We start from the raw sequence: 22,184 nt of genomic DNA on the forward strand, positions 1-22,184 counted from the left end.
TCATGGCAACAATCAAGGATGTAGCGGCACTCGCGGGTATTTCCTACACCACGGTTTCCCATGTGGTGAACAAGACGCGGCCGGTCAGTGAGGAAGTACGGATCAAGGTCGAGGCGGCGATCAAAAGTCTCGACTACGTGCCCAGTGCGGTGGCGCGGTCATTGAAAGCAAAAACCACCGCGACCATCGGCCTGCTGGTGCCCAACAGCCTCAACCCGTACTTCGCCGAGTTGGCCCGTGGCATCGAGGATTACTGCGAGCGCAACGGCTATTGCGTCATCCTCTGCAACTCCGACGACAACCCGGACAAGCAACGCAGTTACCTTCGCGTGTTGCTGGAAAAACGCATTGACGGCTTGATCGTTGCGTCTGCCGGTGGTGACAGCGGCCTGGCCGAAGGTCTGGCGGGTGTGCGTACGCCAATGGTGATCGTCGACCGTGGGCTCGAAGGTCTCGATGCCGATCTGGTGCGCATCGATCACGAATACGGTGCCTATCTGGCGACCCGGCACCTGTTGGATCTGGGGCACCGGGACATCGCCACGATTGGTGGGCCGGCGAGTACCAGCGTGGCGCAGATGCGTCTGGCCGGTTATTGCCGTGCCTTGAAAGAGGCGGGTGTCGAAGTGCCGCGCGAGCGCATGCTGGAGAGCGACTTCACCAGCACGGGCGGTTACAACGCCGCCGCGATCCTGTTGGAAAAGAACCCACCCAGCGCGATCTTCGCCGGTAACGACATGATTGGCATCGGTGTGTTGCGCGCCGCTGCCGAGCGCAATATCCGTGTGCCCACCGAGCTGTCGGTGATCGGCTTCGACGATATCCAGATGAGCCGATACGTCTATCCGGCGCTGACCACCGTGGGCCAGTCGATCCTGCAGCTTGGCGAGATGGCGGCCGAAGTGCTGTTGCGCAGGATCGCCACGCCGGCTCTGGCGACCGATCAGCGCATCGTGACCCCCAGTATTGTCTTGCGAGAATCGACTGCGCCGCTGGCTAGTGTGTTCGCCCAATTCCGCTGAAACCAAAAGCACCGCAGAAACAGAATTGACGAGTAGTGATGTATGCCAGCAAAAGTAGTGGTAATAGGCAGCCTGAACATGGACCTGGTAACCCGGGCGCCACGGCTGCCCCGTGGTGGTGAAACGCTGATCGGCCAATCGTTTGCCACGGTTTCCGGCGGCAAGGGCGCGAACCAGGCCGTGGCCGCGGTGCGGCTGGGGGCGCAGGTATCGATGGTCGGTTGTGTCGGCAGCGACGCCTATGGCGAAGCGCTGCGCGGGGCTCTGTTGGCCGAGCAGATCGATTGCCGGGCGGTCAGTACGGTCGAGGATTCCAGCGGCGTGGCGTTGATCGTGGTCGATGACAACAGTCAGAACGCGATCGTGATTGTTGCCGGTGCCAACGGTGCGCTGACGCCCGAAGTGATCGACCGTTTCGACGCGGTGTTACAAGCGGCGGATGTCATCATCTGTCAGCTGGAAGTACCGGATGCCACGGTCGGCCATGCTCTGAAGCGCGGTCGTGAGCTGGGTAAAACCGTGATTCTCAATCCGGCGCCGGCCAGTCGCCCGCTGCCGGCGGATTGGTATGCGGCCATCGATTATCTGATCCCCAACGAAAGCGAAGCCTCGGCCCTCAGCGGTTTGCCGGTGGACTCCCTGAGCACCGCCGAAACCGCCGCGGCCCGCTTGATCGCCATGGGTGCCGGCAAAGTGATCATCACCCTGGGTGCTCAAGGATCACTGTTCGCCGATAGCAAACGCTTCGAGCATTTCCCTGCACCGAAAGTGAAAGCGGTCGACACCACCGCGGCTGGCGACACGTTCGTCGGTGGTTTCGCAGCAGCCTTGGCGGCCGGCAAAAGCGAGGTCGAGGCGATCCGCTTCGGCCAGGTCGCCGCAGCGCTGTCGGTCACCCGGGCTGGCGCGCAACCTTCGATTCCCACTTTGTCCGACGTACAGGCTTTTAAAGCACCATGAAAAAGACTCCTTTGCTCAACGTCGCGCTGTCGCGGCTGATCGCCTCCCTGGGCCACGGCGACACGGTCGTGATCGGCGATGCCGGCCTGCCGGTTCCGCCCGGGGTCGAATTGATCGACCTGGCCTTGACCCACGGTATTCCGGATTTCGTCAGTACCTTGAAGGTTGTGCTGAGCGAAATGCAGGTCGAAAGCCATGTGCTGGCCCATGAGATTCTGGACAAGAGACCGTCGGCCTTGAGCACGCTGGATGAACTGAATGCCGAAGGTGCGCTGGGCCGGCGTGAACTGCTCAGTCATGACCAATTCAAAGTACTCAGCCGACAAGCACGGGCGATTATTCGTACAGGCGAATGTCAGCCGTACTGCAACATCGGGCTGGTGGCTGGAGTAACGTTTTAACTTTCCGTTCTTCCCACGCACAAGGAGTGCGCTATGCACCGCTATGTTCAGAAACTGCACCACCTGCTCCGGAGTCTGCTGCTTTTGTCCCTGATTACCGCAACAAGCGCCCAAGCGGCGGAAAAGATCGACTTGATCATCGACACCGATCCGGGTGCCGATGACGTGGTCGCCTTGCTGTTTGCCCTGGCATCGCCGGAAGAGCTGAATATTCGTGCGCTGACCACCGTTGCTGGCAACGTGCGTCTGGACAAGACCTCGCGTAATGCGCGTCTGGCCCGTGAGTGGGCAGGGCGCGAGGAGGTGCCTGTTTACGCGGGCGCACCGAAACCGATGATGCGCACGCCGATCTATGCCGAGAACATCCACGGCAAGGAAGGCTTGTCGGGTGTCACGGTGCACGAGCCGAAGAAAGGCCTGGCCGAAGGCAATGCAGTCAACTATCTGATCGATACCCTGAAGACCGCCAAACCCCACAGCATCACCATCGCCATGCTCGGTCCACAGACCAACCTGGCGCTGGCGCTGATCCAAGAGCCTGAAATTGTTCAGGGCATCAAGGAAGTGGTGATCATGGGCGGTGCGCACTTCAACGGCGGCAACATCACCCCGGTGGCCGAATTCAACCTGTTCGCCGACCCTCAGGCTGCGGAAGTGGTGCTGAAAAGTGGCGTCAAGCTGACCTACTTGCCGCTGGACGTGACCCACAAGATCCTGACCAGTGAAGCGCGCCTGAAGCAGATCGCCGCCCTGAACAACAATGCCAGCAAGCTGGTGGGCGATATTCTCAACGAGTACGTCAAAGGCGACATGGAGCACTACGGCATGTCGGGTGGCCCGGTGCATGACGCCACAGTCATTGCTTATCTGCTCAAGCCGGAGCTGTTCACTGGCCGCTCGGTCAACGTTGTGGTTGATAGTCGCGAAGGGCCGACCTTCGGTCAGACCATCGTTGACTGGTATGACGGCCTGAAAGCACCGAAAAATGCCTTCTGGGTTGAAAGCGGTGACGCTCAGGGCTTCTTCGACCTGTTGACCCAGCGTCTGGCTCGTTTGAAGTAAGTCATAGGCCCGCAGGTGCCAGCCTGCGGGTTTTTACGCTACTCGCTCTCAGTTGCCCCGATATAGTCGGCGGGGTACTTCTCGAGAACCTGTTTGATGAATGTCTGGGCGGCTTGTGTCCCCAGTTCCTTGACCAGCAAATCGATACCAATGATCGCCAACTCTTCCGGGCTGCCCGGGCTGTAAGAGCTGTGGCCCTGTGGCCACTTGGCTTTGATGTCGGCGTCGATGCTTACGGTGGTCATGATGGCGCTCGTGAAGTCGGGAAAGTCTGAGTGTTGAGTTAACCATTTTGCGGGACGTTTGGCACTCCGACTTAGGCATGAGGGGAGGGCTATGCGACACTTGGTCTTTGACGATTTTTCAAGGACCGTGCTGTGCAGATCGATTTGAACACTCCTGACGGCTTGACCCTCGAAGCGGTGCGTCAGCTGCTGGCTTCTGCCAGCGACGATGAACACACTCAGTTGCGGGTCACCAAGGGCGGTATCGCCTATATTTCGTCGGGCATTGTGGGCGGCACGGACATCGACGGGTTGCTGTTTCGCCTGGAGACCTGGGCCAAGGGGTCCGGTTATGTCGGATTGGTCGCGGCCAGCGACGAGGTCTGGGTCATGCAGATTTTCAATGCGCTCAAGCAGAATTGGCCGAAACCGCCTTTCGACTACATCGACGTTTATTGAGCGCTGTTCATATTCAGTCACGATTGAGTGATGAACGGCATGGCGATGCTCAGGCACACTCGCCGCTGTCCGGATCGAGGGCGGGCCGATAGCGCCCACTCTGAAACCAAACGCCAAAATGGCGGTCGCACGATCTCAGCTTAACTATTGAAAAAAGGAGGCTTCATGCCTTGGAAGCTCGCGTCATTGGGTACTTTGTTGGCCGCCACCCTGCTGGCCGGTTGCAGCAATACGTCCACCGAGTCGGCAAAGGACCCTGTGGCGACCGACACCGGCCACAGCCGCTGTGAAGCAAAGGCTGCCGAATTCACCATTGGCAAAAAAGCTTCTCCCCAATTGCTGGAGCAGGCACGTACCCGCGCAGGCGCGCAGAATGCCCGGTTCCTCAAGCCTGATGACATGGTGACCCTGGAATACCGCTCCGATCGCCTGAACCTGAACACCGACAGCAACCTGGTGGTCACCCGCGTCAACTGCGGCTGATTGCTTCAGGCTTTTGTTTCGCCCATAAAAAACCCCGTCACATGGACGGGGTTTTTTTAGTGCGGCAGAAAATTACTCTGCGCGGACTTGTGCAGCTTGCATACCCTTTTGGCCTTTCTCAGCCACGAAGGAAACGGTCTGGCCTTCTTTCAGGCTTTTGAAACCGTCGCTTTCGATAGCTTTGAAGTGTACGAACAGGTCGTCACCGCCACCTTGAGGAGTGATGAAGCCGAAGCCTTTTTCATCGTTGAACCATTTAACGGTGCCGGTTTGGCGATTAGACATGGTGTATCTCCAAGAAACATATATTTTCAGTAGTACTGTGCTGCTCAGGCCAACTGGGCACACCGGACTATCATAGTCGAAATGTTCGCTTTGGGAGCCCCCTGGGTGTGCTGTTTGCCCTGCAGTCACGTTTGCTTTGTTGCTTTGTGTGGCTGAAAGCCCCGGTTTAAAAGGCTTTCAGTCGAAAGTAAAGACAATAAAAAAAGCTGAAAAACCTTAAAAATTTGTACGAAAAAGCTAAATTTCATCACTTTTTATCGGCAGTGAGCCGGGTTAAAAGGACTTTTTTCTCACTTTTTCGCCGGTGCGTTGGCCTTGCATTTAGCTATCTGCCCCAGCGCTTTCTGTTGCAGTTCCGGGCTGGCCTTGTTATCCATCAGGGCCTGAATGTCGCCAGCCGGGTACGATTTGATCGCGTCGGCACCGCAAGCGCAGTGAGATTTCGCAGCTGCAGCGCCGATCTGCGGAGTGGCCGCCTGAGTGCACTGAGCCATGTATTTCTCGCGCTCGCCCTTTGGCCAATCGGCATGGGCAGCCAGCGGCAGCAACAGGACGACGGGTGCGACGATGGCGAATAAACGATTCAGACGCATGCTGAGATGCTCCTTTTGGGTCAATGTCTTGTTATCTGAGGGGTAAAGCGGGGTTCAAGTTCAGCACTCTGGCATAAAAATGCCTGATTTGCCCCAGCAGAAAACCTTGCCGCCGCGACGACCGTTCATCTGTGCTAGCATGCTTCGCTCGGGCGTTTGCAGGCTCCGGATGACCTTCAGTCCCGGCAGCGGCAGATGCGCGAATAACCCTGATTTGAATCCCAGTCACTCTGGTTCGGTTTTCCGGTTGGCCGCAAGGCTCCTGCCGCTGTAAGGCAGGCGTTCGTTATTGAATGGCCTGGATCGGATCTTGTACTGGCTCATCCCAACCCACGTGACCTTTGGTAGGGGTCACCACTAGGAGAGGAGGCGCCATGCCAACTATTACTCTTCCCGACGGCAGTCAACGTTCATTCGATCACCCGGTTTCCGTAGCCGAGGTCGCCGCATCCATTGGTGCCGGTCTGGCCAAGGCCACCGTGGCCGGCAAGGTCAATGGCAAGCTGGTCGACGCCAGCGACATCATCGACAGCGATTCCTCGCTGCAAATCATTACGCCAAAGGATGAAGAGGGGCTGGAGATCATTCGCCACTCTTGCGCCCACCTGGTTGGCCATGCGGTCAAGCAGTTGTACCCGACGGCCAAGATGGTCATCGGTCCGGTCATCGATGAAGGCTTCTATTACGACATCGCCTTTGAGCGTCCTTTCACGCCGGACGACCTGGCCGCCATCGAACAGCGCATGCAACAGCTGATCGAGAAAGATTACGACGTCATCAAGAAAGTCACTCCGCGCGCCGAAGTGATCGAAGTGTTCAAGGCCCGCGGCGAAGACTACAAGCTGCGCCTGGTCGAGGACATGCCGAACGAGCAGGCCATGGGTCTGTACTATCACGAAGAATACGTCGACATGTGCCGCGGTCCGCACGTGCCGAACACGCGCTTCCTGAAATCCTTCAAGCTGACCAAGCTGTCCGGCGCCTACTGGCGTGGCGATGCCAAGAACGAGCAATTGCAGCGCGTTTACGGCACCGCATGGGCGGACAAAAAGCAGCTGGCGGCTTACATCCAGCGCATCGAAGAAGCCGAGAAGCGCGATCACCGCAAGATTGGCAAGCGTCTGGGCCTGTTCCACACCCAGGAAGAGTCGCCGGGCATGGTGTTCTGGCACCCGAACGGCTGGACTCTGTACCAGGTGCTCGAGCAGTACATGCGCAAGGTTCAGCGCGACAACGGCTATCTGGAGATCAAAACTCCACAAGTCGTTGACCGCAGCCTGTGGGAGAAATCCGGGCACTGGGCCAACTACGCCGACAACATGTTTACCACTCAGTCGGAAAACCGCGACTACGCCATCAAGCCGATGAACTGCCCGTGCCACGTGCAGGTGTTCAATCAGGGTCTGAAAAGCTACCGCGAGCTGCCGATGCGTCTGGCCGAGTTCGGTGCCTGCCACCGTAACGAGCCGTCGGGTGCACTGCACGGCATCATGCGCGTTCGCGCCTTCACTCAGGACGATGCTCACATCTTCTGTACTGAAGAGCAGATGCAGGCCGAATCCGCTGCATTCATCAAGCTGACCATGGACGTTTATGCCGACTTCGGCTTCAAAGACGTCGAGATGAAGCTGTCCACTCGTCCGGAAAAACGCGTCGGTTCCGACGAACTGTGGGATCGCGCCGAAGCTGCACTGGCTGCAGCCCTTGATAGCGCTGGCTTGCCGTACGATCTGCAGCCGGGCGAGGGTGCGTTCTACGGTCCGAAAATCGAGTTCTCGCTGAAAGATTGCCTCGGCCGCGTCTGGCAATGTGGTACCCTTCAGCTCGATTTTAACCTGCCTGTCCGTCTGGGAGCCGAATACGTCTCCGAAGACAACAGTCGCAAGCACCCGGTTATGTTGCACCGGGCGATCCTGGGCTCCTTCGAACGTTTCGTCGGAATCCTGATCGAGCACTACGAGGGTGCATTCCCCGCGTGGCTGGCTCCGACCCAGGCAGTGATCATGAATATCACTGATAAACAGGCTGATTTTGCCGCTGAGGTTGAAAAAACCCTCAATGAAAGCGGATTTCGTGCCAAGTCTGACTTGAGAAATGAAAAGATCGGCTTTAAAATCCGCGAGCATACTTTGCTCAAGGTTCCCTATCTCTTGGTTATCGGAGATCGGGAAGTCGAGATGCAGACTGTCGCTGTGCGTACTCGTGAAGGTGCTGACCTGGGCTCGATGCCCGTCGCCCAGTTCGCTGAGTTTCTCGCGCAAGCGGTTTCCCGGCGTGGTCGCCCAGATTCGGAGTAATTATTATTAAGCGTGAAATGAGACAAGATAAACGAGCTGCACCGAAAGCCCCGATCAACGAGAATATCTCGGCACGCGAGGTTCGGTTAATTGGAGCTGAAGGTGAACAGCTTGGGATTGTGTCAATTGAAGACGCGCTTCTTAAGGCTGAAGAGGCCAAACTGGATTTGGTGGAAATTTCCGCCGATGCAGTACCCCCTGTTTGCAAACTGATGGACTACGGCAAATCGATCTTCGAGAAGAAGAAGCAGATTGCCGCGGCCAAGAAAAACCAGAAGCAGATTCAGGTTAAAGAAATCAAGTTTCGTCCAGGGACGGAGGAAGGGGATTACCAGGTAAAACTGCGCAACCTGGTACGTTTCCTGAGTGATGGGGACAGGGCCAAGGTATCCTTGCGATTCCGCGGCCGTGAGATGGCCCACCAGGAGCTGGGGATGGAACTCCTCAAGCGAGTTGAAGGTGACTTGCTCGAGTACGGTTCGGTCGAACAGCATCCTAAGATGGAAGGACGCCAGCTGATCATGGTCATCGCCCCGAAAAAGAAGAAGTAATCAATAGGGCACGGCAGGCCTTCTGATTATGTTTATCAACTGAATGCGGAGTATCCGAACATGCCAAAAATGAAAACTAAAAGTGGTGCTGCTAAGCGGTTTTTGAAAACTGCTAACGGTATCAAGCACAAGCACGCTTTCAAGAGCCACATCCTGACTAAAATGTCGACCAAGCGTAAGCGTCAACTGCGCGGTAGCAGCTTGCTGCATCCGTCTGACGTGGCAAAAGTCGAGCGCATGCTGCGCCTTCGTTAATTTTAGTCAAGAATAGAGGAAGTAACTCATGGCTCGTGTAAAGCGTGGCGTCATTGCCCGTAAACGTCACAAAAAAATTCTGAAACTTGCTAAAGGCTACTACGGCGCTCGCTCGCGCGTATTCCGTGTTGCCAAGCAAGCGGTAATCAAGGCAGGCCAATACGCCTACCGTGACCGTCGTCAGAAAAAACGTCAGTTCCGCGCTCTGTGGATCGCTCGTATCAACGCTGGTGCACGTATCAACGGTCTGTCCTACAGCCGTTTCATCGCCGGCCTGAAAAAAGCGTCCATCGAGATCGACCGTAAGGTTCTGGCTGATCTGGCAGTGAACGAAAAAGCGGCGTTTGCTGCGATTGTCGAGAAAGCTAAAGCCACCTTGGCTTAAGTACCCCCGACAGTCACCCGGCCTCACCTCTGTGGGGCCAGGTGTTAAACGTCATAAATAGGGGAAGAGCCTTCAAGCTCTTCCCCTATTTTGTATCTGGAGTCTGTACATGGAAAACCTGGATGCGCTCGTCTCTCAAGCACTAGAGGCTGTGCAAAGCGCTGAAGATATCAATGCCCTGGAGCAAATCCGGGTTCACTACCTTGGCAAAAAGGGCGAATTGACTCAGGTGATGAAGACCCTGGGGAATTTGCCGGCAGAAGAGCGCCCGCAAGTCGGCGCGCTGATCAACGTTGCCAAGGAGCGTGTCACAGAGGTTCTCAATGCCCGCAAGGCACTGTTTGAAGAGGCCGACCTGGCCGCCAAACTGTCAGCCGAGTCCATTGACGTGACCCTGCCTGGCCGCGGTCAGACCTCCGGTGGTCTGCATCCGGTTACTCGCACTCTGGAACGTATCGAACAGTTCTTCACCCACATCGGCTACGGCATTGCCGAAGGCCCTGAGGTCGAAGACGACTATCACAACTTCGAAGCGCTCAACATCCCAGGCCATCACCCGGCCCGGTCGATGCATGACACCTTCTATTTCAATGCCAACATGTTGCTGCGCACCCATACCTCTCCGGTACAGGTCCGCACCATGGAATCGAAACAGCCGCCGATCCGCATCGTCTGCCCAGGCCGTGTGTACCGTAGCGACTCCGATATCACTCACTCCCCGATGTTCCACCAGGTCGAAGGCCTGCTGGTCGACCGCGATATCAATTTCGCCGACCTGAAAGGCACCATCGAAGAGTTCCTGCGCGTGTTCTTCGAAAAAGAACTGGCCGTGCGTTTCCGTCCCTCGTACTTCCCATTCACCGAGCCATCCGCTGAAGTCGACATGGAATGCGTGATGTGCAGCGGTAAAGGTTGCCGCGTCTGCAAACAGACTGGCTGGCTGGAAGTCATGGGCTGCGGCATGGTTCACCCGAATGTGCTGCGTATGTCCGGGATCGACCCGGAAGAGTTTTCGGGCTTTGCCTTCGGCATGGGCGTTGAGCGTCTGGCCATGCTGCGTTACGGCGTGAACGACTTGCGTCTGTTCTTCGACAACGACTTGCGGTTCCTCGCGCAATTTCGCTAGTCGTAACGAATTCTTAGGAGAGCAGGATGAAATTCAGTGAACAATGGCTGCGTGGCTGGGTAAGCCCGCAGGTAAGTCGCGACGAGCTGGTTGCTCGTCTGTCGATGGCCGGTCTTGAGGTCGATAGCGTTACGCCGGCCGCCGGTGAATTCAGTGGCGTGGTAGTGGGCGAGGTGCTGAGCACCGAGCAACACGCAGACGCTGACAAGTTGCGTGTTTGCCAGGTCAGCAATGGCTCGGAGACCTTCCAGGTAGTGTGCGGTGCGCCAAACGTGCGCCCCGGCCTGAAGATCCCGTTCGCCATGATTGGTGCCGAACTGCCGGGCGACTTCAAAATCAAGAAAGCCAAGCTGCGTGGCGTTGAATCCAACGGCATGCTGTGCTCCCAGGCCGAGCTGCAAATCGGCGAAGGCAACGATGGCCTGATGGAATTGCCGGCCGATGCGCCGGTCGGTCAGGACATTCGTGAGTACCTGAGCCTCGACGACGCCAGCATCGAGGTCGACCTGACCCCGAACCGCGGCGACTGCCTATCCCTGGCCGGTCTGGCCCGCGAAGTCGGCGCGCTTTATGCCGCCCCAGTCGTGCGCCCGGCGATTGCCAGCGTTCCGGCCGTGCACGACGAAGTGCGTTCGGTTGAAGTCCTCGCGCCAGCCGCGTGCCCGCGTTACCTGGGTCGTGTGATCCGTAACGTCGACCTGTCCAAGCCTACGCCGCTGTGGATGGTCGAGCGTCTGCGTCGTGCCGACGTGCGCAGCATCGACGCCGCCGTCGACATCACCAACTACGTGATGCTGGAACTGGGTCAACCGCTGCACGCGTTCGATCTCGCCGAAATCAATGGCGGCATCCGCGTGCGCATGGCCGAAGAAGGCGAGAAGCTGGTTCTGCTTGATGGTCAGGAAGTCAGCCTGCGTAGCGATACGCTGGTGATTGCAGACCACAACCGTGCCTTGGCTATCGCCGGCGTCATGGGTGGCGAGCACAGCGGCGTCAACACCGCGACCACTCGCGATATTTTCCTGGAAAGCGCGTTCTTCGACCAGATTGCTGTCGCTGGCAAGGCTCGTTCCTACGGTCTGCACACCGATGCCTCGCACCGCTACGAGCGTGGCGTGGACTGGCAACTGGCCCGTGAAGCCATGGAGCGTGCCACTGGCTTGCTGCTGGACATCACCGGTGGTGAAGCGGGTCCGATTATCGAGACCGTCAACGAGCAGTATCTGCCGTCGATCGCGCCGATCACCCTGCGTGCCCAGCGCATTACTCAGATGCTGGGCATGGAAATGGATTCGGCCGAAGTCGAGCGTCTGCTCAGCGCCTTGGGCCTGACCATTTCTGCCGATGGGGCAGGGCAGTGGCGCGTAGAAGTGCCAAGCTTCCGTTTCGATATCAGCCTGGAAGTCGACCTGATCGAAGAGCTGGCCCGTCTGTACGGTTACAACCGTCTGCCGGTTCGCTACCCGCAAGCCCGTCTGGCGCCGCAAGCCAAGGCCGAAGCGCGCAGCGATCTGCCTGAACTGCGTCGTCTGCTGGTGGCTCGTGGTTATCAGGAAGCGATCACTTACAGCTTCATTGATCCGAAACAATTCGAGTTGTTTAATCCGGGTGTCGAGCCGCTGCTGCTGGCCAACCCGATTTCCAACGACATGGCTGCCATGCGTTCGTCCCTGTGGCCTGGTCTGGTCAAGGCGCTTCAGCACAACCTGAACCGTCAACAAGATCGCGTCCGCTTGTTCGAAAGCGGCCTGCGCTTCGTTGGTCAGCTGGAAGGCCTGAAGCAAGAGCCGATGCTGGCAGGTGTGGTATGCGGTAGCCGCCTGCCGGAAGGCTGGGCGCAAGGTCGCGATGTCGTGGATTTCTTCGACGTCAAAGCTGATGTGGAAGCGGTACTGGGTTTCGCCGGCGCACTGGATTCGTTCACGTTCGTGCCGGGCAAACACCCTGCGTTGCACCCGGGTCAGACCGCGCGCATCGAACGTGAAGGCCGCTTGGTAGGTTTCGTTGGTGCGATTCACCCTGAATTGTCGAAAACCCTCGGTCTCGACCGTCCGGTCTTCGTATTCGAGCTGGTTCTGGCCGAAGTGGCGTTGGGCAAAATGCCTAAATTCCAGGAGTTATCGCGCTTTCCTGAAGTGCGTCGTGACCTTGCACTGCTGGCGGATAAAGACGTTGCGGCCACCGCCGTACTGGACGTAATCCGTGAAAATGCAGGCGAATGGCTCACAGACCTCAGGCTATTTGACGTGTATCAGGGTAAAGGCATTGATCCTGATAGAAAAAGCCTTGCAGTCGGCTTGACCTGGCAGCATCCATCGCGCACTCTTAATGACGATGAGGTGAATACCACGACGCAAAACATCCTCACCTCGCTCGAACAAAGGTTGAACGCCACGTTAAGGAAGTGACGTATGGGGGCTTTGACGAAAGCTGAGATGGCGGAACGTCTGTATGAAGAGCTGGGCCTGAACAAGCGGGAGGCTAAGGAATTGGTCGAACTGTTTTTTGAAGAAATCAGGCACGCTCTTGAAGACAACGAACAAGTCAAATTGTCCGGTTTCGGCAATTTCGACCTTCGGGACAAACGCCAGCGGCCTGGCCGCAATCCGAAAACGGGAGAAGAAATCCCGATCACGGCTCGCCGTGTGGTCACCTTTCGTCCAGGGCAGAAGTTGAAGGCCCGAGTTGAGGCTTATGCTGGAACCAAGTCATAACGACGAACTACCCGTCATCCCGGGCAAACGCTACTTCACCATTGGTGAAGTCAGCGAGCTATGTGCCGTAAAACCGCACGTGCTGCGCTACTGGGAACAGGAGTTTCCTCAACTCAACCCCGTCAAACGCCGCGGAAACCGCCGGTATTATCAGCGCCAGGACGTGCTGATGATCCGGCAGATCCGCGCGCTTCTTTACGATCAGGGGTTTACCATCGGCGGCGCACGCTTGCGTTTGTCCGGCGATGAAGCCAAAGACGACACCACCCAATACAAACAAATGATCCGCCAGATGATCGCCGAGCTGGAAGATGTTCTGGTGGTTCTCAAGAAATAAATTCCTGCTTTTAAATACTTCCAGTTTTCAAAAGCTTGCGATATATTCTTGAGCGTTCCTCGAGATGAGGGGCAGATTCAACGCCTAGTCGGGGCGTAGCGCAGTCCGGTAGCGCACTAGCATGGGGTGCTAGGGGTCGAGTGTTCGAATCACTCCGTCCCGACCATATAATTCAAGGGGTTGCGAGATTTTATCTCGCGACCCTTTTTATTTTATAACGTTTTTACCCCTACAAAACGACTGGCTCTTAGTGGAATCTCACCCTTTTCGGATGAGCAGGCAGCAGTCCCTATGCGATTTATGCATCAAATCGTTGAGAAATAGAGACTCTCGGGTACCAGCCGTTTCAATGGCTACGCCCTCAGGTTCTGCGTAAGGCCACGGTGGCTGGGTTGGGTATGCGTTGCTGCCGCCCTTCATCACTAAATTCGATCTTCAGGCTGGCCGCCTTGTGCCTGTGCCGCATCAAGGACGAGAACGGAGACCGTCCCTGGAGCTGAACCGCTGAGACCCCCTGCCTGCCGGTGAGTCTCGATGCTTGCTCCAGACACAAAAACGCTGCTCTTTGAGCGGCGTTTTGGTTTGCGCGTCAGCGGGGCAGGGCGCGCCTTGTCGGTGGATCAATGACGAATCAATCTGGCCGTCGCACTGACAAACACCAGTAGAAAGATCAAACCGCCCAACGCGAATGGCAAACTGCTCAGATGGGCGACAGCCCCGATAAATACAGGACCGATCAGAATCCCCGCGTAACCCATCGAGATGACCGCAGGGATGGCCACCGCTTGTGGCATACGTTGCTGGCGGCCTACAGCGGTAAAGAGCACAGGGACAATGTTTGAGCATCCAGCACCGACCAGCGCGTAGCCAATCAGGGACGCGACCCAGCCATCGATTCCAAGCGATACGATCATGCCTGCGGCTGCGCAGAGTCCGCCAAGCGCAACGACGCGCATGCCGCCCAGTTTGCTGACGAAAGCATCTCCTGTCAGGCGGCCCACTGTCATCGCAGCGGCGAAGGAGGCGTAGCCCAAGCCGGCGATGCTCGGCTCTAACCCTCGGCTCGAGACAAGGAAAACCGCGCTCCAGTCGAGTATTGCGCCTTCAGTGAGGAAGACGATGAAACAGAGCGCCCCCAAAAACAGCACGATACCCCTGGGCATCGCGAACAATGGCCCGCCCCGTTCAGTGCCATAAGTCAGAAAGGCAGGCGCTGCCTTGTAGAGCGCTCCCAAAACGGTGGCAACGATGCAGAGCGCAGCAATCGACGGATGCAGGCCCAAGGTCAGCAGAGCGGTCATCGCCCCGGCGCCCAATATGCCTCCGACGCTGTAAAGGCCATGGAAGCCGGACTGAAGTGCCTGCCCGCTGTTTTTCTCGACGATGACGGACTGTATGTTCATGGCGCAATCAAGCATGCCCATGCTGGCCCCGAAAATAACGACAGCGATGACCAGACCAGGCAGCCACGCTACGGTGCTCAACAGCGGAAAAACTGCACACAGGACAATCGTCGCCCAAATTACGACCGGGCGGCATCCATAGTGTGCAGTGAGATATCCAGCGAAGGGCATGGCCACAATAGATCCACCGCCCAGGCCAAGCAGCAGCAACCCCAGCCCACCATCGTCCAGGCCAGCGCGGGCTTTAACCAATGGGACCATAGGCGCCCATGCAGACATGAGTAAGCCCGCGATCAGGAAGGCGATGCGTGTAGACATCCGCTCGCTATGGTTAGCCGTGGGTACCAATACCGGCGATGGCGCATTCATAATTCTCGGTAATCCTTATCGATGATGCCAGCCATCGTTTACTCGGCTTGGACAGAGCGGGTTTCGTATGTTTTTTGCGGGTTCGGGTTTTGGAAAACCTGGCGCCTGCGCTCATACGTTGCTCTATAACTGCTTGGCGCGACGCCAAAGAAGTCACGAAAGCGCATATGGAAGTTGGCGAAACTACAGAAGCCGGTTGCAATCGCGATATCGGTGATCGGTCGATTGCTCTGCAAAATAAGCTGTCGCGCTCGAGTCAAGCGCAGCTCAAGGTAGTAGCGTGTGGGCGTGGCGCCCACGAAACGACAGAAGCGACGCTCCAGTTGTCGTCGGGAAATGTTCACACACTCAGCCAGTTCATCGATCGATAACGGCTCTTCGATGTTCTTTTGCATCAGTTCTAAAGCGAGCTTCAGGGTTTGGGGCAAGGTGGGGTCAGAGTCAACTATGACAGTCGATATCCCAGAGACTTCATTGGTTTGATCACAACTGAGTATTTCCTCGACAGCATGGGTCAGTGACACGCCTTGTTTAGCGGTGATGAGCTCCAGCATCATGCGTAACGAGCTGCTGGCGCCGGCGCACGTGATACGGTTTTTGTCTATTACGTGAGTTCGACAAGAGACCAGGACTTTGGGGAAAACATCCTCCATCATTGCTCGCCCATCTGGATGGAAGGCGCACTCGACACCGTCCATTAGCTGAGCTTCCGCCAGGAAAAATGCACCGTTCCACAACCCCCCCATGGTCGCGCCAAGAGAGGCGACGTTACGTAGCTTGCGCCGTAATAGCGGGTCGCTGATCAGTTTGACCCGTAAACCACCGGCGACGATGAGAACGTCGATACGATCCGGAAGTTGTGATAGCTCCAGGTCTGCTGAAATCGCAATACCCAGATCGCTCATCACCAGACGGCCCCTGATGCCGACAGTCAACACCTCAAACGCTGGTGTCTCGCTAATCAGGTTGGCGGTCACCAGCGCATCGATAGCACCGGTGAACGACATCATCGAGAAATTGTTCAAAAGCACGAAAGCTACACGAGTCACTGCCTGCGGCTTTACTGGTTTCTCAGCCGTATAGGAGTACCCCAAGTTCTTGTCTTTAAGCACGCTCTCGAATACGAATGGCATAAATCCTCTTTGACACCTGAACGAATAGCCAGGAAACCGTTGGCAATCTAGGCAGCGGTTTTTGGAGCGGACAGCAACAAATCAAAGAACGATTGGCAGTCATCACTGCCGAGCAATGCATCAACACTGTTCTCGATGGCATTGCTGAGCGTGGCCCCCAAGCTGTCATCAGCCAGCAGATGGTATTTAGCGGTGAGTTCGTCACTCGACATAGGGTTGCCGGGGTCGCCCTTGGCCGTCGCGGTCGGGCTGGTAAGACGCGTGCCGTCTTTCAGGGTAACCGTGACGCGGGACAGAATTTCCTCCGGGAACCTGGCGGAGAGGTCAGGCGCCTCCTGAAGGGTGATTTTCGCGCTGACACTCAAGATGTCTGGCGCATGAATGGAATCCCCGGTGACCTCTTTAGGGCCCAGCTTCCCGCGAACGATCAAGGCAGCCAAGGGAAACGCCAGCGCATACTGGGCCTCGTCCGCATTCTTCGGAAAATGCCCCTGCAAGCACACAGACTCATGGAACGTTTCGACATCAATGGTCTCGATCAACGCTGCAGTGATGACCGGATGTGCCCGCATCAAATCAGTCATGGCCGTGAGCGCCGGTTGCGCCCAGCGACATACCGGCCACGGTTTGAAATATTGCTCGTCGATCTCCCAGCGGGTTCCGATGTCCTGCCAGAAAGCGGAAATCTCCAAAGGTTCAACGGTTGCGGCTGGAGCGCCAGTGACACCGAGCTGTGCCATCAGTAGTGCGTTCAGTCCGGCATACGCGCCGGCGCCGTGGGCATCACGCAACATCGTCGGGAAGCTCACCAGGCGCATCATCGGACACCTCGGGCCAAAGTATTCCGCGATACCCAGCGCATGACGGAACGTCGTTTCATCAAGCTTCAGCAGGCGGGCGCCAGCGCAAACCACCCCGATTCCGGAAAAGGCACCTGAGGCATGATATTCAGGGGCGCTGGCCATCAATGCCTGGCCCGCCCGTAACGCGGTTTCATAACCGATGCACAGTGCGCTGAGGAATTCTTCGCCGCTGATGTCTTTGCCCTGACCGAGATACGCGTCGACCAACGCAACAATAGCCGGGACAACGGTTGCACCCGCATGCCCCTTGGAGGTGAAGTGACCTTCATGTGCATCCAGGCTATCGACGCAGAAACCGCCTGCATACGCGGCACCCAATGGATGTACGGCTCTGCCGTCGAACCAAAGGCGGCTGGACAACTTGTTGGCAGAGTAATGGGTGTCAGCGTAGGTTTTGAGCATCACGCTGGTTTGATTGTCGCGAGCACCGGCGGCCACACCAATGATGTCGAGCAGGCAGGTTTTAACCAATTCGCGTGTATGCAGGGGCGCATCCTTGTAACTGAAATTCTGGACGAACGAATACAACTGCATTTCATGATTCCTGAATGATGAACACCGAAACGGATGAAAAAGTTGCCCGGGGAAGGGCAACCTTTTATGCAGATTTAAATGAAGGGACTAGTTTTTTGCGGTGGCAGTGTTGGCCGCAGCGCGTGCGTCTGCCAGCCAGATGTCGTATTTCGCGCGATGGGCCGCGATCCATTCTTTGGCGTGACGAGTAATGTCAGCTGCACTTTTTTCGCCATTGTGCATTTTCAGGTTTTGCGCGCTTTCATCGTCGGTAGTGATCTGCATTTCAGACAGGAACTTCACTGCAGCCGGATTTTTCTCGGCGAACTCTTTATTGATAACCGCTCTGACACTGTCTACTGCGAAGCCCAGGTTTTTACCATTGAAGGTCGTGTTGACATCGTTTTTGCCACCTGGAAGATCCGTACGTGGCACGGTCAACCACACAACATCTTTACCTTCTACCAGAACACCGGATATCCACTGAGGTACCCAGGTGTAATAGAGAATCGGCTTGCCTTGTTTATAGCGAGCGATGGTGTCCGCCATCAAGGCAAAATAGGAGCCCTGGTTATTGGAAACGGTCTTCATCAGGTCATAGGCTTTCATGTGGTGCGCAATGATGAGCTCACAGCCCCAACCCGGGTTGCAACCCGTGAGGTCGGCTTTACCGTCACCATTGGCATCGAACAGTTTGGCAATTTCCGGCTTCTGCAAATCTGCGAGTGAGGTGATGTGGTGCTCATCAGCCGTTTTTTTGTCAATCATGTAGCCCTGCAACACGCCCGGCATGATAGCGCCGGTTTTCACCATCACCTCATCGCCGCCAGCCTTCTCGTAGAAAGATTTGTGCAGTTCCTCCCACAGATGCACCGAGAAATCCGCGTCACCATTGGCAATCGCAACCATCATGGTGGAGTACTCGGTTTCCTTTGGTGTTTCAACGTCGTAGCCCAATTCCTTGAGACCCGCCATTGCAATCTCTCCACGAAACCGCTCTTCGGCGATCGACGGAAAGATCGGGGTGATTGAGACCCCTTTTCCGGGCTCCTGCGCCGTGGCGGCCGATGTGAACACAGGTGATACCGCTAAAACTAAAAGTGCCACAGAATGAATGAGTTTCTGTTTTATTCCGAAGGTTGTGAAGTTCATTATCGTGTACCTTGGCTGGTTAAGAAGTTGGCATTTCTTTTGGTTCACAACGCGCCGCAAAGCGGATTAACTTTCTTTGGGACTAACTTCTATCTTTGTAATGGTGTTCTTTCTTTTCAGACGGTAAACGACACCCGCAGGGCCGGTCTGATACCAGTGTTCGCCTTTGGTTGCTCTGTTACTGCGTTCGCCCATTGCCTGGGTCAGGCGGTCGAGGAAAATCGCCAGCAGCACCAGGCCCAGTCCTCCGACGGTGGCCAAGCCCATATCAAGGCGGCCAATCCCGCGGAGTACCATCATCCCCAAGCCTCCCACCGAAATCATTGATGCGATCACGACCATGGAAAGTGACAACATCAATGCCTGATTCAGGCCGGCCATGATCGTCGGTGCAGCCAAAGGAAGTTGGACTCGCCTCAGCATCTGGCGTGGTGTGCATCCAAAAGCCCGGGCCGCCTCAATCTTGTCTTCCGGTACCTGGCGAATGCCCAGATTGGTAAGCCTGACCAGTGGCGCTACCGAAAAGATGATCGTGACCAGCACCCCCGGTACGTTGCCGATACCAAACAGCATCACCACAGGTACCAGGTAAACAAATGCCGGCAGTGTTTGCATTGCATCGAGTACCGGCCGCAGCAGCATCTCCAGCCGGTCACTCCGGGCACACAGGACACCCAGCGGTATGCCAATAACTGCACAGAAGAACAGTGAAGTGAGCACCAGGGCGAGGGTGACCATGGCGTCACTCCATACGCCGATCACTCCCAAGAGGGTGAGGGTGACGAAACAAAGGATTCCAATCTTTCTCCCTCCTACCTGCCAGCCCAGGAGCGTCGCAAAAATAATGAATATCGACGGAGGAATAGCCAACAATCCGAACTGAATTCCATTAAGTACCTGATCGATTGGCCATCTAATCGAACGGAATACCTCGCGGAAATTATGAACCAGATAATTCAGGGCAACTTCTACCCATTGGCCCAAAGGGACGTTGAGGGATTGAAACGGGTCTAGAAAACTGAATTCGTTCATGTCATCACCTGAATATCCGAGCCTGGCAAGCCAGCAATATAGAGACTATTAGTGCCGGCTCATTGTCTGAAGCAGTAGGCTCTTGGAGATCGTGCCTTTGAACACACCCTGACGATCCAGCACAGCAACTGGATTAACGGCATCAGCAACAATGTGAAAGACGTCCTGCAGGAGTACATCGTCGCGCAGCGTAGGCATGGATTGATCCATGGCGTACGGATGCTCTGCACAGATCTTGGCAACGTCGCCAGCCTTGAGGATCTTCGAGGCATCAAAGCCTTTGAAGAAAGCTCTGACGTAATCGTTCGCGGGGCTGCAAAGCAGCTCTTGCGGGGTACCGATCTGTACCACCCGGCCACCCTCCATGATTGCAATGCGATGGCCGATGCGAATCGCCTCCTCAATGTCATGGGAGATGAAGATGATGGTGCGATGTTGTTCTGCCTGCAGGCGGATCAGTTCGCCCTGCATTTCGTGGCGAATCAACGGGTCGAGTGCCGAGAAGGCTTCGTCCATCAGCAGGATGGCGGGGTCGTTGGCCAGCGCTCGGGCCAGGCCTACCCGCTGTTGCATACCGCCGGACAGTTGGTGCGGATAGCTGTAGGCGTGGCCATCGAGCCCCACCTGTTTGAGTGCCTCGAGTGCACGTTTATGCCGTTCACTTTCCTCGACACCCGAGATTTCCAGTCCGAAGGCAACGTTGTCGATCACACTCATGTGGGGCATCAGGGCAAACGACTGGAACACCATGCTCATGTCTTTGCGGCGAACGCTAAGGAGATCAGCATCAGACAGACCGGTGATTTCCTGGCCGTTGAGATGGATAGTTCCGGAGGTTGGCTCGATCAGTCGATTGAACAACCGCACCATCGTCGACTTCCCGGAACCGGAAAGCCCCATGATGACGAAAATCTCTCCACGTTTTACGGAGAAACTGGCATCAAAAACGCCAACGACTTGACCGGTTTTGCTGAAAATTTCACTTTTATCAGCACCGCGAGCCAGCATCTCCATCGCGAGCTTTGGCTGAGCACCAAAGACTTTGTAAATGTTTTTTACCGAGAGTATCTCGTCACCAAGACTCATAACCCCTCCTGCTGCAAATACGACGTAAGACCAAGAATTTAGATATACGTGTCTTGATCAGTGAAGACGGTGCTTATGGGGGCAGTCAAGCTGGGAGAAAGGTTGCGAGTTAGTCATTGTGACCATCCTCTTTATTATGTGATGTTTATTATTCTTGTTTTATCGGCGCTGAATTAATCAGCGCCTTGAGACCCAAGTTATTACCTTATAGAGTCAGCGTCTAACAACATTTCTTCCAGCCAATCAATAACGTCATGTTATCAATAAATGAATCGTGTCAATTTGCGACTACGAAAGTGCTGTTTGCGAAGGCGACTACTGCTGGCCCTGTCTTAGACCCTCTGTTTCAGCTACGCTCCAGCGCAGGCTCTAGGTGGAACCTTCTCGCCGATCTCATCGCTAACGGCCCTCCAAACGGCCCCGAACCGGATATTCAATACTCTAGGTTATGGTTAAGCACATCGATCCAGACATGACGCTGCTGAAAATGCCGTCTCTGAAAGCAGTGAAGTCATTCGTAGCAGCCGCCAAATATCAGAGCTTTACGCGTGCGGCTGAAGCGCTGTGCGTTACTCAAGCGGCAATCAGTCGTCAGATTCGGGAGCTTGAAACTTACCTTGGGGTGGATCTCTTCAAGAGGGTGGGGCGAGCAGTCGAGTTGACGGAAGCCGGATCCATCTTTTTTGATGCGGCACAGTTATCTTTCGTCAACATTTCCCAGGCGGCGGAGCGCATTCGCACCAACAATGCAGGCAAGCGCACGTTGACACTTTGCTGTTCTCCCGCGTTTTCAGCCCTCTGGCTCGCAGCGAAGTTGCCGGGTTTTTTTACGAGGAACACAGACATCGACCTCAATCTGGTCACCACTCAGAACTTCCTGTCGATGGAACCGGGTGTAACTCCAGACATCTTCATCACCAAAATGGCCAGGATTCAGGATGGCTACCGCAGTTATCCGTTGTTTCACGACGTCATCTACCCGGTGTGCACACCTCGTTACAAAGAGGAGCACCCTGAGCTGTCCAGCCTGGAAGGATTACGCGACGGGGTTTTGCTAAACCTCAGCCCCTATGGCAGATCCCAGGTAGCGGAGCACGTTGATTGGGGTGTTTGGCTGGCTTATCACGATGTTGATATCGAAAAACGCCCCCATGACAGCCCTCACGTTTTCAACGCCAACGACTACAACCTGGTCATCAGCATGGTGTTGACCCATCAGGGCGTAGCCCTCGGATGGAATCACCTGGTTGCAACGCTAATCGAAAACGGCACGCTGATACGGCCGATCGAAGAGGAAGTGGTTCTCCATGAAAGTCAGCACTATCTGACATTTCGTGAAGACCGGATCAATGACGACGCCTGTTGCCGGCTACGCGACTGGATTCTTGCTCAGTTTTCCTGAGCTGTTTGGAAGAAAGGAACACGAGTTGTGGCGGAGAGGGAGAGTGGTTTGAAGGTCCGAATCAAGATACCGGTGGT

The 22,184-nt window shown here is 56.0% G+C and carries 24 protein-coding genes and 1 tRNA gene; 16 read left to right on the forward strand and 9 right to left on the reverse strand.

The genetic code is table 11. The features are described 5' to 3' along the window. Nucleotides 1-2 precede the first annotated feature (2 nt). The 4 genes from JFU11_RS05410 to JFU11_RS05425 are packed head-to-tail and all read left to right on the forward strand — an operon-like array spanning nucleotide 3 to nucleotide 3,445. Nucleotides 3-1,022, forward strand: coding sequence for a LacI family DNA-binding transcriptional regulator (locus JFU11_RS05410; protein WP_052965364.1), 1,020 nt, complete (start codon nucleotides 3-5; stop codon nucleotides 1,020-1,022). A gap of 42 nt (nucleotides 1,023-1,064) precedes the next feature. After that, nucleotides 1,065-1,982: a ribokinase gene (rbsK, locus tag JFU11_RS05415; RefSeq protein WP_201059997.1), complete on the forward strand. Its 918-nt coding sequence runs from the start codon at nucleotides 1,065-1,067 to the stop codon at nucleotides 1,980-1,982. Then, nucleotides 1,979-2,383 carry a D-ribose pyranase gene (gene rbsD, locus JFU11_RS05420; RefSeq protein ID WP_201059998.1) on the forward strand — a complete coding sequence of 135 codons (405 nt, stop codon included), beginning with the start codon at nucleotides 1,979-1,981 and terminating at the stop codon, nucleotides 2,381-2,383. Before rbsK ends, rbsD begins: the two co-directional genes overlap by 4 nt. Before the next feature lie 33 nt (nucleotides 2,384-2,416). Further along, complete coding sequence (locus JFU11_RS05425; protein ID WP_123720998.1) at nucleotides 2,417-3,445, forward strand: nucleoside hydrolase; 1,029 nt, start codon at nucleotides 2,417-2,419, stop codon at nucleotides 3,443-3,445. A 38-nt stretch (nucleotides 3,446-3,483) separates the two neighbouring features. Here the strand turns inward: JFU11_RS05425 and JFU11_RS05430 are convergent, their stop codons facing one another. Further along, nucleotides 3,484-3,690, reverse strand: coding sequence for a hypothetical protein (locus tag JFU11_RS05430; protein ID WP_123720999.1), 207 nt, complete (start codon nucleotides 3,688-3,690; stop codon nucleotides 3,484-3,486). A 132-nt stretch (nucleotides 3,691-3,822) separates the two neighbouring features. Here JFU11_RS05430 and JFU11_RS05435 point away from each other — a divergent pair, with 132 nt between their 5' ends. Next, nucleotides 3,823-4,128, forward strand: coding sequence for a hypothetical protein (locus JFU11_RS05435; RefSeq protein ID WP_038980106.1), 306 nt, complete (start codon nucleotides 3,823-3,825; stop codon nucleotides 4,126-4,128). A 165-nt stretch (nucleotides 4,129-4,293) separates the two neighbouring features. Then, nucleotides 4,294-4,611 (forward strand): I78 family peptidase inhibitor, encoded by a 318-nt coding sequence (locus JFU11_RS05440; protein WP_123721000.1) that lies wholly within the window; start codon nucleotides 4,294-4,296, stop codon nucleotides 4,609-4,611. Nucleotides 4,612-4,683: 72 nt separating this feature from the next. Here JFU11_RS05440 and JFU11_RS05445 read toward each other — a convergent pair whose 3' ends face one another. Next, on the reverse strand, nucleotides 4,684-4,896 hold the full coding sequence (locus JFU11_RS05445; protein ID WP_007905882.1) for a cold-shock protein: 213 nt from the start codon (nucleotides 4,894-4,896) through the stop codon (nucleotides 4,684-4,686). 290 nt (nucleotides 4,897-5,186) lie between these two features. Beyond that, nucleotides 5,187-5,489, reverse strand: coding sequence for a hypothetical protein (locus tag JFU11_RS05450; protein WP_038980108.1), 303 nt, complete (start codon nucleotides 5,487-5,489; stop codon nucleotides 5,187-5,189). Between the two features lie 374 nt (nucleotides 5,490-5,863). On the opposite strand from JFU11_RS05450, the gene thrS reads away from it, so the two are divergent. The 9 genes from thrS (at nucleotide 5,864) to JFU11_RS05495 (ending at nucleotide 13,320) form a co-directional block, all read left to right on the forward strand. Then, on the forward strand, nucleotides 5,864-7,786 hold the full coding sequence (gene thrS, locus JFU11_RS05455; protein WP_008007259.1) for a threonine--tRNA ligase: 1,923 nt from the start codon (nucleotides 5,864-5,866) through the stop codon (nucleotides 7,784-7,786). After that, nucleotides 7,786-8,337, forward strand: a complete 552-nt coding sequence (gene infC, locus JFU11_RS05460) for a translation initiation factor IF-3 (protein WP_172435341.1) — start codon at nucleotides 7,786-7,788, stop codon at nucleotides 8,335-8,337. Before thrS ends, infC begins: the two co-directional genes overlap by 1 nt. A 60-nt stretch (nucleotides 8,338-8,397) precedes the next feature. Next, nucleotides 8,398-8,592: a 50S ribosomal protein L35 gene (gene rpmI, locus JFU11_RS05465; RefSeq protein WP_002553160.1), complete on the forward strand. Its 195-nt coding sequence runs from the start codon at nucleotides 8,398-8,400 to the stop codon at nucleotides 8,590-8,592. A 28-nt stretch (nucleotides 8,593-8,620) separates the two neighbouring features. Next, entirely contained in the window at nucleotides 8,621-8,977 is a 357-nt protein-coding gene (gene rplT, locus JFU11_RS05470; protein WP_007905879.1) for a 50S ribosomal protein L20, read from the forward strand. A gap of 109 nt (nucleotides 8,978-9,086) precedes the next feature. Then, entirely contained in the window at nucleotides 9,087-10,103 is a 1,017-nt protein-coding gene (gene pheS / locus JFU11_RS05475) for a phenylalanine--tRNA ligase subunit alpha (protein WP_007905876.1), read from the forward strand. A 26-nt stretch (nucleotides 10,104-10,129) separates the two neighbouring features. After that, nucleotides 10,130-12,511, forward strand: coding sequence for a phenylalanine--tRNA ligase subunit beta (gene pheT / locus JFU11_RS05480; RefSeq protein ID WP_201059999.1), 2,382 nt, complete (start codon nucleotides 10,130-10,132; stop codon nucleotides 12,509-12,511). 3 nt (nucleotides 12,512-12,514) lie between these two features. After that, a complete protein-coding gene (gene ihfA / locus JFU11_RS05485) occupies nucleotides 12,515-12,817 on the forward strand; it encodes an integration host factor subunit alpha (protein WP_002553164.1) in 303 nt (100 codons plus the stop codon). Beyond that, nucleotides 12,798-13,154 carry a MerR family transcriptional regulator gene (locus JFU11_RS05490; RefSeq protein WP_003179985.1) on the forward strand — a complete coding sequence of 119 codons (357 nt, stop codon included), beginning with the start codon at nucleotides 12,798-12,800 and terminating at the stop codon, nucleotides 13,152-13,154. The genes ihfA and JFU11_RS05490 overlap by 20 nt, the downstream gene beginning before the upstream one ends. Nucleotides 13,155-13,243: 89 nt before the next feature. After that, nucleotides 13,244-13,320, forward strand: a tRNA-Pro gene (locus JFU11_RS05495). Between the two features lie 454 nt (nucleotides 13,321-13,774). On the opposite strand, the gene JFU11_RS05500 is transcribed toward JFU11_RS05495, so the two are convergent. The 6 genes from JFU11_RS05500 to JFU11_RS05525 all read right to left on the reverse strand — a co-directional run bounded on the left by JFU11_RS05500 (nucleotide 13,775) and on the right by JFU11_RS05525 (nucleotide 20,705). After that, the gene (locus tag JFU11_RS05500) at nucleotides 13,775-14,926 is read right to left on the reverse strand and encodes an MFS transporter (RefSeq protein WP_201060000.1); all 1,152 of its coding nucleotides are present in this window, start codon (nucleotides 14,924-14,926) and stop codon (nucleotides 13,775-13,777) included. 38 nt (nucleotides 14,927-14,964) lie between these two features. Beyond that, on the reverse strand, nucleotides 14,965-16,059 hold the full coding sequence (locus tag JFU11_RS05505) for a GlxA family transcriptional regulator (RefSeq protein ID WP_201060001.1): 1,095 nt from the start codon (nucleotides 16,057-16,059) through the stop codon (nucleotides 14,965-14,967). A 47-nt stretch (nucleotides 16,060-16,106) separates the two neighbouring features. Further along, the gene (locus tag JFU11_RS05510; RefSeq protein ID WP_201060002.1) at nucleotides 16,107-17,456 is read right to left on the reverse strand and encodes an MmgE/PrpD family protein; all 1,350 of its coding nucleotides are present in this window, start codon (nucleotides 17,454-17,456) and stop codon (nucleotides 16,107-16,109) included. An 87-nt stretch (nucleotides 17,457-17,543) separates the two neighbouring features. Next, nucleotides 17,544-18,587: a glycine betaine/L-proline ABC transporter substrate-binding protein ProX gene (gene proX, locus JFU11_RS05515; RefSeq protein ID WP_201060003.1), complete on the reverse strand. Its 1,044-nt coding sequence runs from the start codon at nucleotides 18,585-18,587 to the stop codon at nucleotides 17,544-17,546. 66 nt (nucleotides 18,588-18,653) lie between these two features. Then, entirely contained in the window at nucleotides 18,654-19,619 is a 966-nt protein-coding gene (gene proW, locus JFU11_RS05520) for a glycine betaine/L-proline ABC transporter permease ProW (protein ID WP_084378795.1), read from the reverse strand. Between the two features lie 48 nt (nucleotides 19,620-19,667). Next, nucleotides 19,668-20,705, reverse strand: coding sequence for a glycine betaine/L-proline ABC transporter ATP-binding protein (locus JFU11_RS05525; protein ID WP_201060004.1), 1,038 nt, complete (start codon nucleotides 20,703-20,705; stop codon nucleotides 19,668-19,670). A 448-nt stretch (nucleotides 20,706-21,153) separates the two neighbouring features. On the opposite strand from JFU11_RS05525, the gene JFU11_RS05530 reads away from it, so the two are divergent. After that, nucleotides 21,154-22,107 (forward strand): LysR family transcriptional regulator, encoded by a 954-nt coding sequence (locus tag JFU11_RS05530; RefSeq protein WP_084378793.1) that lies wholly within the window; start codon nucleotides 21,154-21,156, stop codon nucleotides 22,105-22,107. The last annotated feature ends 77 nt before the right edge of the window (nucleotides 22,108-22,184 follow it).

Source organism: Pseudomonas sp. TH37, assembly GCF_016650735.1.
Classification (GTDB): Bacteria; Pseudomonadota; Gammaproteobacteria; order Pseudomonadales; family Pseudomonadaceae; genus Aquipseudomonas; species Aquipseudomonas farris.

Excerpts from the sequence above, each read along its gene's own strand:
- JFU11_RS05410 (WP_052965364.1), top strand. The coding sequence starts at position 3 with ATGGCAACAATCAAGGATGTAGCGGCACTCGCGGGTATTTCCTACACC.
- rbsK (WP_201059997.1), top strand. The coding sequence starts at position 1,065 with ATGCCAGCAAAAGTAGTGGTAATAGGCAGCCTGAACATGGACCTGGTA.
- rbsD (WP_201059998.1), top strand. The coding sequence starts at position 1,979 with ATGAAAAAGACTCCTTTGCTCAACGTCGCGCTGTCGCGGCTGATCGCC.
- JFU11_RS05425 (WP_123720998.1), top strand. The coding sequence starts at position 2,417 with ATGCACCGCTATGTTCAGAAACTGCACCACCTGCTCCGGAGTCTGCTG.
- JFU11_RS05430 (WP_123720999.1), bottom strand. The coding sequence starts at position 3,690 with ATGACCACCGTAAGCATCGACGCCGACATCAAAGCCAAGTGGCCACAG.
- JFU11_RS05440 (WP_123721000.1), top strand. The coding sequence starts at position 4,294 with ATGCCTTGGAAGCTCGCGTCATTGGGTACTTTGTTGGCCGCCACCCTG.
- JFU11_RS05445 (WP_007905882.1), bottom strand. The coding sequence starts at position 4,896 with ATGTCTAATCGCCAAACCGGCACCGTTAAATGGTTCAACGATGAAAAA.
- JFU11_RS05450 (WP_038980108.1), bottom strand. The coding sequence starts at position 5,489 with ATGCGTCTGAATCGTTTATTCGCCATCGTCGCACCCGTCGTCCTGTTG.
- thrS (WP_008007259.1), top strand. The coding sequence starts at position 5,864 with ATGCCAACTATTACTCTTCCCGACGGCAGTCAACGTTCATTCGATCAC.
- rpmI (WP_002553160.1), top strand. The coding sequence starts at position 8,398 with ATGCCAAAAATGAAAACTAAAAGTGGTGCTGCTAAGCGGTTTTTGAAA.
- rplT (WP_007905879.1), top strand. The coding sequence starts at position 8,621 with ATGGCTCGTGTAAAGCGTGGCGTCATTGCCCGTAAACGTCACAAAAAA.
- pheS (WP_007905876.1), top strand. The coding sequence starts at position 9,087 with ATGGAAAACCTGGATGCGCTCGTCTCTCAAGCACTAGAGGCTGTGCAA.
- pheT (WP_201059999.1), top strand. The coding sequence starts at position 10,130 with ATGAAATTCAGTGAACAATGGCTGCGTGGCTGGGTAAGCCCGCAGGTA.
- ihfA (WP_002553164.1), top strand. The coding sequence starts at position 12,515 with ATGGGGGCTTTGACGAAAGCTGAGATGGCGGAACGTCTGTATGAAGAG.
- JFU11_RS05490 (WP_003179985.1), top strand. The coding sequence starts at position 12,798 with ATGCTGGAACCAAGTCATAACGACGAACTACCCGTCATCCCGGGCAAA.
- JFU11_RS05500 (WP_201060000.1), bottom strand. The coding sequence starts at position 14,926 with ATGAATGCGCCATCGCCGGTATTGGTACCCACGGCTAACCATAGCGAG.
- JFU11_RS05505 (WP_201060001.1), bottom strand. The coding sequence starts at position 16,059 with ATGCCATTCGTATTCGAGAGCGTGCTTAAAGACAAGAACTTGGGGTAC.
- JFU11_RS05510 (WP_201060002.1), bottom strand. The coding sequence starts at position 17,456 with ATGCAGTTGTATTCGTTCGTCCAGAATTTCAGTTACAAGGATGCGCCC.
- proX (WP_201060003.1), bottom strand. The coding sequence starts at position 18,587 with ATGAACTTCACAACCTTCGGAATAAAACAGAAACTCATTCATTCTGTG.
- proW (WP_084378795.1), bottom strand. The coding sequence starts at position 19,619 with ATGAACGAATTCAGTTTTCTAGACCCGTTTCAATCCCTCAACGTCCCT.
- JFU11_RS05525 (WP_201060004.1), bottom strand. The coding sequence starts at position 20,705 with ATGAGTCTTGGTGACGAGATACTCTCGGTAAAAAACATTTACAAAGTC.
- JFU11_RS05530 (WP_084378793.1), top strand. The coding sequence starts at position 21,154 with ATGGTTAAGCACATCGATCCAGACATGACGCTGCTGAAAATGCCGTCT.